Here is a 14,636-nt window from a genome sequence, read left to right as displayed (position 1 = left end):
TGGCTCGATGACACGCCGTCTTGGCCCCTAGGATTCCCCTATCACTCCCCGTCTGATAACCCGTCTGACTCGACAGGAACCCCATGAGCGACACTTCCTCCCCCTTCGGCTTCGAGCTCGTGCGACGTGGCTACGACCGCGGGCAGGTGGACGACCGCATCACGAAGCTCGTCGCCGACCGTGACAGCGCACTCTCCCGTATCACCTCGCTGGAAAAGCGGATCGAGGAACTCCACCTCGAGACGCAGAACGCCCAGGCCCAGGTAAACGACGCCGAGCCCTCTTACGCCGGGCTGGGCGCACGGGTCGAGAAGATCCTCCGCCTCGCCGAGGAGGAGGCCAAGGACCTGCGTGACGAGGCACGCAGGGCCGCCGAGCAGCACCGCGAGCTCGCCGAGGGCGCCGCCCAGCAGGTGCGCAACGACGCGGAGGCGTTCGCCGCCGAGCGCAAGACCAAGGCCGAGGACGAGGGCGCGAGCATCGTCGAGAAGGCCAAGGGCGAGGCCACCGCGCTGCGGACCGAGGCGGAGAAGGACGCCCAGTCCAAGCGCGAGGAGGCCGACTCCCTCTTCGAGGACACCCGCGCCAAGGCCGCCCAGGCCGCCGCGGACTTCGAGACGAACCTCGCCAAGCGGCGCGAGCAGTCGGAGCGCGACCTCGCCTCCCGCCAGGCGAAGGCGGAGAAGCGCCTCGCCGAGATCGAGCACCGCGCGGAGCAGCTGCGGCTGGAGGCCGAGAAGCTGCGTACGGACGCGGAGCGCCGTGCCCGTCAGACGGTGGAGACGGCCCAGCGCCAGGCCGAGGACATCGTGGCCGACGCCAACGCCAAGGCGGACCGCGTGCGCAGCGAGTCCGAGCGCGAGCTGGCGGCCCTCACCAACCGCCGCGACAGCATCAACGCTCAGCTCACCAACGTGCGCGAGATGCTCGCCACCCTCACGGGCGCGGCGGTCGCCGCCGCGGGCCAGGGCGGCGAGGAGGGCGAGGCCGCGGTCGACGAGGAGTCGGCCGCGCGCAGCGTCCCCGCGCAGCAGTCGCGCTGACGCGCACCCGTCGCGCTCCGGCGCACGGCACATCGCGGATACGGGCCCGGCACATCGTGTGCCGGGCCCGTACGCGTGTCCGGGGCCGTGCGCGTGGCGGGCCCGTGGCTCGTAACGGCGGGCCGCCCGCCACCGGCCGTGGTGCAGGGCCGGTGCACGAGCGAGCGTCTGCGGGCGGTGCGGATGACGCGCGTCGTCCCGCCGGCACCGCTCACTTCCGTTACGTCCATATACGCCCGCAACCTCCCGAAGGCCCGTTACCTGCGGCGACGCCTTGCGCACGCAGGTGAGTGAGCCCGCGTACCCACTGGCATCGGCGCCTGCGCACGCATAGCGTCGGCGCATGATTGAGCTGCGCGGGCTGACCAAGCGGTACGGGGACAAGACGGCCGTCGACCACCTGACGTTCACCGTGCGACCGGGCATGGTCACCGGCTTCCTCGGCCCCAACGGTGCGGGCAAGTCCACGACGATGCGCATGATGCTCGGCCTGGACAGCCCCACGAGCGGCGACGTGCGCATCGACGGCAAGCGCTACGACCAACTGCGCGACCCCCTCGGCCACATCGGCGCGCTGCTGGAGGCCAAGGCCGTGCACGGCGGGCGCAGCGCCTACAACCACCTGCTGTGCATGGCGCAGGCCAACAACATCCCGAAGAAGCGGATCAACACGGTGCTCGATCTCGTCGGGCTCGGCGACGTCGCGAAGAAGCGCCCCAAGGGCTTCTCGCTCGGCATGGGCCAGCGGCTCGGCATCGCGGCGGCGCTGCTCGGCGACCCGAAGATCCTGATGTTCGACGAACCCGTCAACGGCCTCGACCCCGAGGGCATCCACTGGATCCGCAACCTGATGAAGCACCTCGCCTCCGAGGGCCGCACCGTCTTCGTCTCGTCCCACCTCATGAGCGAAATGGCGCTCACCGCCGAGCACTTGGTGGTCATCGGGCGCGGCAAGCTGCTCGCGGACACCACGATGGCCGACTTCATCGCCAAGAACTCGCGCACGTTCGTACGGGTGCGGACCCCGCAGCCGGAGAGGATGCGGGACGTGCTGGGCAGCGTCGGCGTCATGCCGGTCTTCGAGCAGGACGGCGCGATGCAGGTCGAGGGCGTCGAACCGGCCCGCATCGGCGAACTCGCCGCCTGGTACCAGGTCGTACTGCACGAACTGAGCCCGCAGAAGGCCTCGCTGGAGGAGGCGTTCATGCAACTGACGGCGGAGTCCGTCGAGTACCACGCACACGATCAGGCCCAGCAGCAGCCGGCCCGCCGGGCGGACCAGGGCGGCGGCGCCAAGCCCGTCAGGAGGAAGCGGTAGACCATGCCACATACGACGCGCGTACTCCGCTCCGAGTGGACGAAGATCCGTTCCGTGCGCTCCACGCTGTGGACGCTGGCCACCGCGCTGGTGGTCACGGTCGGGCTCTCCGCCCTCATCTGCGCTTTCACCGCCACCCAGTTCGACAAGCTCGGCAAGCAGCAGCAGCTCACCTTCGACGCGACGCAGACCAGCTTCTCGGGCTCGGGCCTCGGACAGCTCGCGATGATCGCGTTCGGCGTGATGGTCGTCTCCAGCGAGTACAGCACGGGCATGATCCGCAGCTCGCTGGCGGCCGTGCCGCAGCGCACCGTCTTCCTGCTCTCCAAGATCTTCGTCGCGACCACGCTCGTACTGGTGGTGGGGATGGCCACCAGCTTCCTCGCGTTCTTCGTCGGCCAGGCGCTGCTGGGCGAGCACAGCGTCTCGATCCAGGACGAGGGCGTGCTGCGTGCGGTGCTGGGCGGCGGCGCCTACATGACGCTGATCGCGCTCTTCTCGATGGGGCTGAGCTTCGTGCTGCGCAGCCCGCTGCTGGCCTTCGCGATCCTGATGCCGTTCTTCTTCCTGATCTCGAACATCCTCGGAACGGTCAGCGCGACGAAGAAGTACGCGCAGTATCTGCCCGACCAGGCGGGCAAGACGATCACGGCCGTGGTGCCGGAGTCGCTCAACCGTCCTTACGGGCCTTACGAGGGGCTGGCGATCATGGCGGCCTGGGCGCTGGCGGCACTGGTGGCGGGCTGGATCGTCCTGAAGCGCCGCGACGCGTAGCCCTTGCCGGGCGGGCGCTCATCCGTCCCGCGGAGCGGCCCGGGGGCGGTGCGAGGAGCGTGCGCCGCACTTCACCGACTCCGGCGACTCGGGCGGGCGGGCCCGCGGCCCTCGCCCCTCGGCCCGGCTCGCCTCCGGCCCGGGGCGGGCGAAGCCGGGCCGACTCCGGCTTCAGGGCCGCCAGTTCGGGCCCAGAGCTTCTGCGCCGGGCCTGCGGCCCGGGTTCCCGTGGGCCGTTGCGGTGGGCGTCGGCTGGAACCGAAACGGCGCCTTGTAGCCTCCTAGGCCATGTCCGGGGGCGAGTGCGCCCCGAACTTCGTCCAGGGACAAAACGGATGATTGAGGCGTACGGCCTGACAAAGCGCTACGGCGCCAAGACGGCCGTCTACAACCTGTCCTTCCAGGTGCGGCCGGGGACCGTCACCGGCTTCCTGGGACCCAACGGCTCCGGCAAGTCGACGACGATGCGGATGATCCTGGGCCTGGACGCGCCGACGGCGGGCCAAGTCACCGTCGGCGGCCACCCGTTCCGCAATCTGCCCAACGCGCCGCGCCAGGTCGGTGCCCTGCTCGACGCCAAGGCCGTGCACGGCGGCCGCTCCGCGCGCTCCCATCTGCTCTCGCTCGCGCAGCTGTCGGGCATTCCCGCGCGCCGGGTCGACGAGGTGCTCGGCGTGGTCGGACTCCAGCAGGTGGCCAGGAAGCGCTCGCAGGGCTTCTCGCTCGGCATGGGCCAGCGGCTCGGCATCGCGGCGGCGCTGCTGGGCGATCCGCAGGTGCTGCTCTTCGACGAGCCCGTCAACGGACTCGACCCCGAGGGCATCCTCTGGGTCCGGAACCTGATGAAGCAGCTGGCGAGCGAGGGCCGCACCGTCTTCGTCTCGTCCCACCTCATGAGCGAAATGGCGCTCACCGCCGAGCACTTGATCGTCATCGGCCGCGGGCAGTTGATGGCCGACACCTCGGTCAAGGAGTTCATCGCGCAGAACTCGGTGGGCTTCGCCCGCGTACGCACGCCCGAGGGCGACCCGGCGCAGCGGGAGAAGCTGACGTCGGCGCTCCGGGAGGCCGGCGGGCAGGTGCAGCCGGAGGAGGACGGTGCGCTGCGGATCAGCGGGCTGCCGCTGCCGCACATCAGCGATCTCGCGCACAAGGCCGACGTACGGCTGTGGGAGCTGTCGCCGCATCAGGCGTCGCTGGAGGAGGCGTACATGCGGCTGACGCAGGGCGCCGTCGACTTCCGTTCCACCGCGGACCAGCGGTCGGGGCTCCAACACCAGCAGCAGCCGCAGCAGTTGGCGCCCGGGCAGCTCGGGGTGCCGATGCCGCCCGGCGGGCCGGGGGCGCCGGGCGTGCCGCCCGGTGTGCCGGGCATGCCCGGGGCGATGCCACCGCAGGGACCGCCGCAGGGACCGCCCCCGCAGGGTCCGGCGCAGGGTCCGCCCGTGGTCCCGGGAGCGCCTGGCGGTGGCTGGGGGCCGCCGCCGGGTGGAGCACAGGTGCAGCAGGGTCCGTACGGGAGCGCACCGGACCCGTACGCGCACATCGCCGCTCAGCAGCCGCAGGGCGGCCCGCCGCCGGTGCCGCCGACGCCGGGCGCACCCGCGGCACCCACGGCGCCTGCCGCCCCCTCCGACGCTTCCCGGCCCGACAGCGAGGACGACGCCCGATGAGCACGCCGAACCCGCAGCAGCAGCCGTACCAGGCCCCGCAGCCCGCGCAGGCCCCGCAATCCGCGCAGGGCCCGCCCCCGCCGCCCGCCGCGCCGCAGGCCCAACAGCCGCACCCGGCCCACGACTTCCAGCACCGGCAGCCGCAGCCGCAGCAACCACCGCAGCAGCAGTACGCGGGCGGCCCCCCGGCCGGCGCCGCCGCGACGGCGACCGCCACCGCGCCGCCGCAGCAGCAGTACCAGCCGCAGCCGCAGCCCGGCCCGCCGCCCGGCGGCGGCTACGCCTCGCCGATCCCCGTCACCCGCACCCACCTCGGCCACGCGATCGTCTCCGAGTGGACGAAGATCCGGTCGGTGCGCTCCACGGTGTGGACGCTCGGCGTCATGTTCGTCGTCACCGTGGGGATCGGATTCCTCACCGCGTTCGCGCTCAGCGGCACCGAGTTCGTCGGGATGCCGCTGCTCGCCCCCGGGCTCTTCGGGCTGATGCTCGGGCAGATCTGCGTCATCACCCTCGGGGTGCTGGTGGTCACCTCCGAGTACGGCACCGGCATGATCCGCACCACGATGACCGCGTGCCCCAAGCGGGGCCGGGTGCTGATCGCGAAGTCGTTGATCTTCTTCGTGCTGGCGTTCGTGATGACGACGGCGGCCTGCTCGGTCACCGCGCTCGTCAACTCCGCGATGCTCAGCGGCCAGAAGGTCCCCGCGTACGCGGGGAAGGTGGACGCGTTCAAGGACTCCGTGGAGAACGGCGAACTGGTCGCGAGCGGCAGCCAGTGGCTCGGCGCCACGGTCGGCGCGGGCCTGTACGTCGCACTGCTCGGCCTGCTCGCGCTCGCGGTCGGCGCCCTGCTGAGGCACTCGGCCGGGGCGATCACGACGATGCTTGGGCTCGTGCTCCTGCCGCTGGTCGTGTCCCTCTTCATGCTCGGCGAGACGCTGGGGAAGGTGCGCGAGGTGCTCATGGAGTACTCGCCGCTCAACGGGCTCGCCTCGCTCTACCGCATCCCCATGTCGGAGGATCAGAGCGCCACGGGCTGGCCGTTGCTGGGCATCCTCGCGGCGGTCACGGCGGCGACGCTGATCGCCGCCTACGCGCTGCTCAACCGCCGGGACGTGTGACCCGCAACCCTCAGGGCGTCTGACCCGGGCACGGACCACCGAGCACGAGTGACCCGGCACATGTGACGCGGCACATGTGACGCGGCGTCCGGGCCGCGGGTGCGCGCACGCCGTGACCCCGCGCCCCGCGACCCCGCGCGCCCCGTCGCCCGCCCTCTCCACACGTCCGCCGGATCCCGCCCGCCCCCACGCGTAAACCCGGACCAGGGGGGCACTGGTCCCGCGCTATGACGTGAACGCGTGGACGGAGGACGGCGATGGGCGTGCGCACCTGGCTCGAGAGCTGGCCCGTGTACCGGCAGCTCACCGGAGACGATCCGCTGGGGCGCGGCGCCGCCGCCGCCTCCGCGTACACCCGGCAGCTGCGTCCCCGCACCGAGGACGCCGACCGGGTCGTGAAGTCGGTCTGCCCGTACTGCGCCGTGGGCTGCGGGCAGAACGTCTACGTCAAGGACGGCGATGTCGTCCAGATCGAGGGCGACCCCGACTCCCCCGTCAGCCGCGGCAGGCTCTGCCCCAAGGGCGCGGCGACCCTCCAGCTCACCACCGGCGACGCCCGGCGCCACGAGGTGCTCTACCGGCGCCCGTACGGAGAGGACTGGGAGCGCCTGGATCTGGACACCGCCATGGACATGGTGGCGGAGCGGGTGATCCGCACGCGCCGTGAGACCTGGGAGAGCGAACACGAGGGCCTGCGCGTCAACCGCACGCTCGGGATCGCGACGCTGGGCGGCGCGGCTCTCGACAACGAAGAGAACTACCTGATCAAGAAGCTCTTCACGGCTCTCGGCGTCGTCCAGGTCGAGAACCAGGCCCGGGTGTGCCACAGCTCGACGGTCGCCGGCCTCGGCACGTCCTTCGGGCGGGGCGGCGCCACGACGTTCCTCCAGGACCTCCAGAACTCCGACTGCATCGTCATCGAGGGCTCCAACTTCGCGGAGGCGCATCCCGTCGGGTTCCAGTGGGTGATGGAGGCCAAGGCCCGCGGTGCCAAGGTGATCCACGTCGATCCCCGGTTCACGCGTACGAGTGCGCTGGCCGATCTGCACGTGCCGATCCGCGCGGGCACCGACATCGCCTTCCTCGGCGGCATCGTCAACCATGTGCTCAGCACGGGCTCCGACTTCCGCGAGTACGTGCTGGAGTACACCAACGCGGCCACGATCGTCGGCGACGAGTTCCGCGACACCGAGGACCTCGACGGCGTCTTCTCCGGGCTGAACCCCGAGACCCGCCGCTACGACATGACGACCTGGCAGTACGAGGGAGGCGGCCCGATACAGGCCGCCTCCGGCGAGCGTGACGCGCTGTACGACGAGCGGGTGCAGGGTCCGCGCGCCCCCGCGGGCTCGGGCAAGGCGGAGGCCGCGGGCTCCGGCGGACCGGCCCTCTCCGGCGAGTCGGAGTCCCGCCAGGACCGCACGCTCCAGGACCCGCGCTGCGTCTACCAGATCCTCAAGCGGCACTACTCGCGCTACACCCCGGAGATGGTCGAGGAGACGTGCGGCATCCCGAGGGAGACGTTCCTGGAGGTGTGCCGCGCGCTGGTGGAGAACTCCGGCCCGGAGCGCACCAGCGAGTTCTGCTACGCGGTCGGCTGGACGCAGCACACAGTGGGCGCCCAGTACATCCGTACGGCCTGCATCCTCCAGCTGCTGCTGGGCAACATCGGCCGCCCCGGCGGCGGGATCCAGGCGCTGCGCGGCCACGCCAGCATCCAGGGCTCCAGCGACATCCCCACCCTCTTCAACCTGCTGCCCGGCTACATCCCGATGCCGCACGCGCACGAGAACGAGGACCTGGAGAAGTACATCGAGGCGGTGCGCGCCGACAAGGGCTTCTGGGGCAAGATGCGCTCCTACTTCGTCAGCCTGATGAAGGCCTACTGGGGCGACGCGGCCACGGAGGAGAACGACTACTGCTTCGACCACCTCCCCCGCCTCACCGGCTCGCACAGCACGTACGACACCGTGCTCAACCAGCTCGACGGCGTGTGCAAGGGCTACTTCCTCATGGGCGAGAACCCGGCCGTGGGCTCCGCCAACTCCCGTATGCAGCGCCTGGGAATGGCCGCTCTGGAGTGGCAGGTCGTGCGGGACTTCTCGCTCATCGAGTCGGCGACCTGGTGGAAGGACGGACCGGAGATCGAGAGCGGCGAGCTGCGCACCGAGGACATCGGCACCGAGGTCTTCTTCTTCCCCGCCGCGTCGCACACCGAGAAGGCCGGGTCGTTCACCAACACCAACCGGTACGTGCAGTGGCACCATCCGGCGAAGGAGCCGGGCGGCGAGGCCCGCAGCGACCTGTGGTTCGTCCACCACCTGGGCAGGCGCATCCGGCAGCGGCTGAAGGACTCCACGGACCCGATGGACCGGCCGCTGCTCGACCTCACCTGGGACTACCCGGCCGAGGGGCCGCTTGAGGAGCCCAGCGCCGAGGCGGTGCTCGCCGAGATCAACGGCCACGACGCCGAGGGCCGTCCCCTCAGCCGCTACCAGGAGCTGAAGGACGACGGTTCGACCGCGTGCGGCTGCTGGATCTACTGCGGCGTGTACGCGGACGGCGTCAACCAGGCGGCCCGCAAGAAGCCCCACACCGAGCAGGACTGGATCGCCTCCGAGTGGGCGTGGGCCTGGCCGGCCAACCGCCGCATCCTCTACAACCGCGCCTCGGCCGACCCGGAGGGCAACCCCTGGAGCGACCGCAAGGCCCTGGTGTGGTGGGACGAGACCAGCCGCCGCTGGACCGGGCACGACAACCCCGACTTCGTCGCGGACCGGCCGCCCTCCTTCCGGCCCGGTCCGGACGCGAGGGGCCCCGACGCGCTCAGCGGCGTCGACCCGTTCATCATGCAGGCCGACGGCAAGGGCTGGCTCTACGCGCCCGCGGGACTCCTCGACGGCCCGCTGCCCACGCACTACGAGCCGCAGGACTCCCCCGTCGCCAACCCGCTGTACGGGCAGCAGCGCAGCCCCGTGCGGCAGATCTTCGACGAAGAGCACAACCGCTACCACCCCAGCGGCTCGGAGCCGGGTCACGGCGTCTTCCCGTACGTGGTCACGACGTACCGCCTCACCGAGCACTTCACCGCCGGCGGCATGACCCGCTGGTCGCCTTATCTGGCCGAGCTCCAGCCGGAGTTCTTCTGCGAGGTCTCGCCGCAGCTGGCCGCCGAGCGCGGCCTGGAGCACGCGGGCTGGGCGACGATCGTCACGGCGCGCGGCGCGGTCGAGGCGCGGGTGCTGGTGACCGAGCGCATGTCCCCGCTGCGGGCGGGAGGCCGCGTCGTGCATCAGATCGGCCTGCCGTACCACTGGGGCCGCAACGGCTATACGACGGGCGACTCCGCGAACGAGCTGACGTCCATCGCCCTCGACCCGAACGTGCACATCCAGGAGGTCAAGGCCCTCACCGCGGACATCCGTCCCGGGCGCAGGCCCCGCGGCCCGGACCTGCTGCGGCTGCTGGAGAAGTACCGCGAACGCGGCGGCATCGGCGCGGAGACCGGAATGGAGGTGCGCGGATGAGCTCGCTCATCGGCCGCAATCTGCTGGCGGGCCCCGAGCGGGATCCGGCCGGGGACGCGGGGCACGGCGCGTCCGGCGAACACCCGCCCCGCATGGGCTTCTTCACCGACACGTCCGTCTGCATCGGCTGCAAGGCGTGCGAGGTGGCCTGCAAGGAGTGGAACGCCATCCCGGAGGACGGGCTCGATCTCACCGGGATGAGCTACGACAACTCCCAGGGCCTGGGCGCCTCGACGTGGCGGCACGTCGCGTTCATCGAGCAGAGCAAGCCCGTCGGGCACGCGCACGCGGACGTCGACCACGGCGAGGTCGACGTGCTCGCGCTCGCCTCGCGCGGATCGGGCACGGCGCCGGAGGACGCGGCGATCACGCCGACGACGCCCGCTGACAGCGCCGGCCCGGGAGACGGAGACGGCCATGGCGACGGCCGCGGCGAGCTGCGCTGGCTGATGTCCTCCGACGTCTGCAAGCACTGCACGCACGCCGCGTGCCTCGACGTGTGCCCCACCGGCTCGCTGTTCCGTACGGAGTTCGGGACCGTCGTCGTACAGGAGGACATCTGCAACGGCTGCGGCTACTGCGTACCGGCCTGTCCGTACGGCGTCATCGAGCAACGGCCCCACGACGGGCGGGCGTTCAAGTGCACGATGTGCTACGACCGGCTCGGCGCCGGGCAGGAACCGGCGTGCGCCAAGGCCTGCCCGACGGAGTCGATCCAGTACGGGCCGCTCGACGAGCTGCGCGTGCGAGCGCAGGAACGCGTCGACCAGCTGCGCGAGGCGGGCGTGAGCGACGCACGCCTGTACGGGCACGACCCGGAGGACGGCGTCGGCGGCGACGGGGCGTTCTTCCTGCTGCTGGACGAGCCGGAGGTCTACGGACTGCCCCCGGACCCGGTCGTCACCACACGCGACCTGCCCGCGATGTGGCGGCACGCGGGAGCGGCGGCGCTCACGCTGCTCGGCGGGCTCGCGGCCGTATTCGCGGCACACGGACGCAACCGCGCACCGGCGAGGAGGTTCTGGCGATGAGCGGCGGCACGGAACACGGCGACGGCACGGGAGAGGGCCCGGCAAACGGCTCGGGAAACGGCTCGGGCAGGCGTTCCGGGAACGGCTACAAGCCCGGTGAGACGTACGGCAATCCCGCGGAGGAACGGGAGCACGGCAGCGTCGCGGACGTCACGAAGGAGGGGCTGCGCGGCGTACGTCCCGGACGTGCCGCGCTCGTCGGCGGACAGGACCTGACGGACGGAGGGGGCGACGGCTCGCGGGCGGCGGAGCACGGCGGACGCGGGGGTGCGGGACAGGCCGCGGAGGCGGATTCGTGGGCGCGCGTCGAAGCGGACGCGGGCGCGAGCGCGAGCGCGGGCCCGGCGTACGGCGAAGGAAAGGGCTCCGGCAGGGGCAGGGGCCGTGGCAGGCACCGCGGTGGCCGCCGGCGCGGCCGCAAGGGCGAGCAAACCATGGTGCCGGAGGCCGAGTTCACCTCGTACTACGGCAGGCCGGTGCTCAACCAGCCCGCGTGGCAGCCGCTGAACATCGCCGGCTACTTCTTCCTCGGCGGCCTGGCCGGCGCCGGCTCGGTGCTCGCGGCGGGCGCGGAGACGACGGGACGGCCCGTCATGGCACGGGCGCTGAAGACGAGTTCGGCCGTCGCGGTCGCGGGCTCGGCCGCAGCCCTCGTCCACGATCTGGGCCGTCCGTCGCGGTTCGTCAACATGCTGCGGGTGTTCAAGCCGACCTCGCCCATGAGCGTCGGCTCGTGGCTGCTCGCGGCGTACGGACCGGCGGCGGGCGCGGCGGCCCTGTGCGCACTGAGCGGCAGGCTGCCGCGGCTGGGGCGCGCCGCCACCGCCGGTGCCGCCCTGCTCGGCCCGGCGGTCGCCGCGTACACGGCGGTGCTGGCGGCGGACACCGCGGTGCCGGGCTGGCACGACGGCTACCGCGAGCTGCCTTTCGTCTTCGTCGGCTCCGCGGCAACCGCCGCCTCCGGCATGGCACTTGCGATGTCGCCGACCGCGGAGAACGGCCCGGCGCGCAGCGCCGCACTCGCCAGCACCGCGCTGGAGAACGCGGCGCTGAAGGCGATGGAGCGCAGGCTCGGACTGGTCGCCGAGGTCTACCGGGACGGCACCGGGGGCCGCTGGATGCGTGCCGCGGAGGTGCTGTCCGCGGCGGGCGCGGCGGGCGCCGGGCTGCTCGCGGGGCGCAGCCGCGTGGCCGCGGGTGTCAGCGGGCTCGCCCTGCTGGCGGCCTCCGCGTGCACGCGGCTGGGGGTCTTCCACGCCGGGCTGGAGTCCTCGAAGGACCCCAAGTACACGGTCGTGCCCCAGCGGGAACGGCTGCGCCGCCGCGAGCAGGACGGCGAGGGCGCCGGCTGAGCGGACGGCGGCCCCCGCGCCCCGGCGGCGGCGCCCTTACGTCCCGTCGGGTGCCGCGCCCGGTCCGGGTCCTGCTCCCGCTCCGGATTCCGCACCCGCTCCGGATTCCGCATCCGTTTCGGATCCCGGTCCCGCTTCGGATCCCGCTCCCGCCAGCAGCTCTCGGACCTCGTCCGCACCCGCGCTCCCGCCCGTCTCGTGCAGCTCCTCTCCGACGAGCAGCCAGCGTGTGACCCCGACCGCCTCCAGGAAGCGCAGGTCGTGCGCGGCGATCACCATCGCCCCCTCGTACGAGGCGAGCGCGGTCGTCAACTGCCGTACGCCGCCCACGTCCAGGTTGTTCGTCGGCTCGTCCAGCATCAGCAGCTGCGGTGCGGGCGACGCCAGCAGCATCGCGGCGAGGGCCGCCCGCAGGCGTTCCCCGCCGGAGAGGGTGCCGGCGAGCTGTTCGGCGCGTGCCCCCCTGAACAGGAACCGCGCCAGCTGCGCCCGGATGTGGTTGTCGGTCGCCCCGGGGGCCGCGCGCGCCACGTTCTCGGCGATGCTCAGCGTCCCGTCGAGCACGTCGAGACGCTGCGGCAGGAAGCGCAGCGGCACGGACACCTCTGCCTCGCCGGACAGCGGCTCGATCTCACCGGCGAGCGTGCGCAGCAGCGTGGTCTTGCCCGCGCCGTTGCGCCCCACGAGCGCGACCCGCTCGGGCCCCCGCACCTCGAACGAGGCCTCCCGCAGCCTCCCGTGGCGCGGACGCAGCCCGTGCACGCGCAGCACGGTGCGGCCCGCGGGCACCGCGGTACGCGGCAGGTCCACCCGGATCTCCGCGTCCTCGCGCACGGAGCCGGCCGCCTGCTCGCGCCGCTCCCGCGCCTCCTCCAGGCGGTCCTCGTGCAGGCCGCGCAGCTTGCCCGCCGACTCCTGCGCGGAGCGCTTCCGTCCGCCCGCGACGATCTTCGGGGCGCGCTTCTCGGCGTCCATCTTCCGGCTGTTGCGACGGCGGCGGGCCAGCTTCACGTGCGTCTCCTCCAGCTCGCGCTTCTGCCGTCGTACGTCGGCGTCGGCGACGCGCAGCATCCGGACGGCCGCCTCCTGCTGGGCCGCGAGCCCCTCCTCGTACGCCGACCAGCCACCGCCGTACCAGCTCACCGAGCCCGAACGCAGCTCAGCGATACGGTCGACGCGCTCCAGCAGCTCACGGTCGTGGCTCACGACGAGGAGCACGCCGGAACGCCAGGTGTCCACCGCCTCATAGAGACGCTGCCGGGCGAACAGGTCGAGGTTGTTGGTGGGCTCGTCGAGCAGCAGCACGCCGGGGCGCTCCAGCAGCAGGGCGGCCAGCCGCAGCAGCACGGTCTCGCCGCCGGACAACTCCCCGACCGTGCGGTCGAGTCCGACGTCGCCGAGGCCGAGCGAGCCCAGCGTCACCAGGGCCCGCTCCTCCACGTCCCAGTCGTCGCCGACGGTCTCGAAGTGCTCCTCCGCCACGTCCCCCGCCTCGATGGCGCGCAGCGCACGCCGCCGCGCGTCGATGCCCAGCGCCTGATCGACCCGGAGCGCGGTGTCGAGGGTGAGGTCCTGCGGGAGGTAGGCGACGCCGCCGGCGGCCGTCACGCTGCCCGCGGCGGGACGCAGCACGCCCGCCACCAGCCGCAGCAGCGTCGACTTGCCGGAGCCGTTGGCCCCGACCAGTCCGGTGCGCCCGCGGGGGACGGTGAGCGAGAGGTCGTCGAATACGGCGGTGCCGTCCGGCCAGCGGAAGGAGAGGGCGGAGCACGTCACGGAGGGGCCCGGCGTCTCGGGGCTGATACGGGCGTTGGTCATGATCTGTTCTCACAGTCGTGTGCGCGGGGTGGCAGGGGCTTCGTATGCGAGCACCACGCGTCGGCACGAGCCTGAGAGAACGAGATGAGTGGGGGTGCTGCCCTGGCCCTGACGGGCGGGGGACGGCTCATGCACCGAGGTCGCATCCACGCGGTTCACGGCGGCGGGCGTTCACGGGCGGCGGGAAGCCTGCTCTGCGTGACGCTCGTACGGAGAGTGCCCGTACGGGAGTGCTCGTACGGACCGTGCCGTGGCGCGTGGTGATCGCGGACCTCAGATGCGCAACGTCCACCTCAATCGGAGACGACAGGACCCTGCTGAGGATACCGGCCCGGGTCCCGCCGCGGCACCCGGATTTCCGGCCGCCCCGGCAGCGGGGGCAGGGGCAGGGGGCAGGGGGCAGCCGTCCGGGCGCCGCACGCGACAGCCCTGCGGACGTCCAACTGCCCTAGTACCGGGGCGCGTTGCGCGAGCGCTGGATCCGCGTCCCGCGCCTGTCCCGCGCGTTCCAGCACGCCTTGTGCCAGTGCCGCCGGTCGTCCACGCCGCCCGTCCGCGGCCATGCGACGACATGCGGCACTCCCGGCGGGATCTCCTGGTCACAGCCCGGGCAGCGATACCGCTTGCCCGTGGTGCCGCCGATCTGCCGTACGGCCCACTCCTCGCCGCGCCACTCCTCCGTGCGCTCGATTCCGTACCGGGTGCCGGCCCCCTCCTCGCGGCCGCCGTCGGCGGAGGACTTGGCTGCACCGCTGCGGGGGCGGTTACGACGCGGCGACACGGAACACCTCGAAAGCTCGGAGAGCGCGGATCGCTCCCACAGTAGCCACAGACCTCGCGTATGCCCGCAGCCCGGGCGGCAGAACCGTTGCGTCCGGTCCACAGACTGTTGCCACGTGCCGTTCATCGGAAGAATCTCCTGTCCAGGCCGTGCCTTTGGCACGTGTCAGCCGTTATTGCCTGGAGGCCGGAAAGA

The 14,636-nt window shown here is 72.4% G+C and carries 10 protein-coding genes; 8 read left to right on the top strand and 2 right to left on the bottom strand.

The window, feature by feature from the left end; all coding sequences use genetic code 11:
• Positions 1-83: 83 nt before the first annotated feature.
• The 8 genes from HCC61_RS19640 (at position 84) to nrfD (ending at position 11,842) form a co-directional block, all read left to right on the top strand.
• Positions 84-1,043, top strand: a complete 960-nt coding sequence (locus tag HCC61_RS19640; RefSeq protein WP_169137134.1) for a cellulose-binding protein — start codon at positions 84-86, stop codon at positions 1,041-1,043.
• A 343-nt stretch (positions 1,044-1,386) separates the two neighbouring features.
• Positions 1,387-2,361 (top strand): ABC transporter ATP-binding protein, encoded by a 975-nt coding sequence (locus tag HCC61_RS19635; RefSeq protein WP_169137132.1) that lies wholly within the window; start codon positions 1,387-1,389, stop codon positions 2,359-2,361.
• Between the two features lie 3 nt (positions 2,362-2,364).
• Positions 2,365-3,135 carry an ABC transporter permease gene (locus tag HCC61_RS19630; protein WP_169137130.1) on the top strand — a complete coding sequence of 257 codons (771 nt, stop codon included), beginning with the start codon at positions 2,365-2,367 and terminating at the stop codon, positions 3,133-3,135.
• Positions 3,136-3,470: 335 nt separating this feature from the next.
• Positions 3,471-4,808: an ATP-binding cassette domain-containing protein gene (locus tag HCC61_RS19625; protein WP_169137128.1), complete on the top strand. Its 1,338-nt coding sequence runs from the start codon at positions 3,471-3,473 to the stop codon at positions 4,806-4,808.
• Positions 4,805-5,932 carry an ABC transporter permease gene (locus HCC61_RS19620; RefSeq protein ID WP_169137126.1) on the top strand — a complete coding sequence of 376 codons (1,128 nt, stop codon included), beginning with the start codon at positions 4,805-4,807 and terminating at the stop codon, positions 5,930-5,932. Before HCC61_RS19625 ends, HCC61_RS19620 begins: the two co-directional genes overlap by 4 nt.
• A 257-nt stretch (positions 5,933-6,189) precedes the next feature.
• Positions 6,190-9,459, top strand: a complete 3,270-nt coding sequence (gene fdh, locus HCC61_RS19615) for a formate dehydrogenase (protein WP_169137124.1) — start codon at positions 6,190-6,192, stop codon at positions 9,457-9,459.
• Entirely contained in the window at positions 9,456-10,490 is a 1,035-nt protein-coding gene (locus HCC61_RS19610; protein WP_169137122.1) for a 4Fe-4S dicluster domain-containing protein, read from the top strand. Before fdh ends, HCC61_RS19610 begins: the two co-directional genes overlap by 4 nt.
• A 434-nt stretch (positions 10,491-10,924) precedes the next feature.
• Positions 10,925-11,842 (top strand): NrfD/PsrC family molybdoenzyme membrane anchor subunit, encoded by a 918-nt coding sequence (gene nrfD, locus HCC61_RS19605; RefSeq protein ID WP_169137516.1) that lies wholly within the window; start codon positions 10,925-10,927, stop codon positions 11,840-11,842.
• Between the two features lie 36 nt (positions 11,843-11,878).
• Here the strand turns inward: nrfD and HCC61_RS19600 are convergent, their stop codons facing one another.
• On the bottom strand, positions 11,879-13,660 hold the full coding sequence (locus tag HCC61_RS19600; RefSeq protein WP_169137120.1) for an ATP-binding cassette domain-containing protein: 1,782 nt from the start codon (positions 13,658-13,660) through the stop codon (positions 11,879-11,881).
• A gap of 448 nt (positions 13,661-14,108) precedes the next feature.
• Complete coding sequence (locus tag HCC61_RS19595; RefSeq protein ID WP_169137118.1) at positions 14,109-14,441, bottom strand: ATP/GTP-binding protein; 333 nt, start codon at positions 14,439-14,441, stop codon at positions 14,109-14,111.
• Positions 14,442-14,636 lie beyond the last annotated feature (195 nt).

The sequence above is a fragment of the Streptomyces sp. HNM0575 genome, from assembly GCF_012726265.1.
Taxonomy (GTDB): domain Bacteria; phylum Actinomycetota; class Actinomycetes; order Streptomycetales; family Streptomycetaceae; genus Streptomyces.
This window is presented reverse-complemented; position numbering and strand designations above follow the sequence as displayed.

Coding starts and splice junctions, on each gene's coding strand:
- fdh (WP_169137124.1), top strand. CDS start 6,190: ATGGGCGTGCGCACCTGGCTCGAGAGCTGGCCCGTGTACCGGCAGCTC.
- HCC61_RS19630 (WP_169137130.1), top strand. CDS start 2,365: ATGCCACATACGACGCGCGTACTCCGCTCCGAGTGGACGAAGATCCGT.
- HCC61_RS19620 (WP_169137126.1), top strand. CDS start 4,805: ATGAGCACGCCGAACCCGCAGCAGCAGCCGTACCAGGCCCCGCAGCCC.
- nrfD (WP_169137516.1), top strand. CDS start 10,925: ATGGTGCCGGAGGCCGAGTTCACCTCGTACTACGGCAGGCCGGTGCTC.
- HCC61_RS19610 (WP_169137122.1), top strand. CDS start 9,456: ATGAGCTCGCTCATCGGCCGCAATCTGCTGGCGGGCCCCGAGCGGGAT.
- HCC61_RS19640 (WP_169137134.1), top strand. CDS start 84: ATGAGCGACACTTCCTCCCCCTTCGGCTTCGAGCTCGTGCGACGTGGC.
- HCC61_RS19600 (WP_169137120.1), bottom strand. CDS start 13,660: ATGACCAACGCCCGTATCAGCCCCGAGACGCCGGGCCCCTCCGTGACG.
- HCC61_RS19635 (WP_169137132.1), top strand. CDS start 1,387: ATGATTGAGCTGCGCGGGCTGACCAAGCGGTACGGGGACAAGACGGCC.
- HCC61_RS19625 (WP_169137128.1), top strand. CDS start 3,471: ATGATTGAGGCGTACGGCCTGACAAAGCGCTACGGCGCCAAGACGGCC.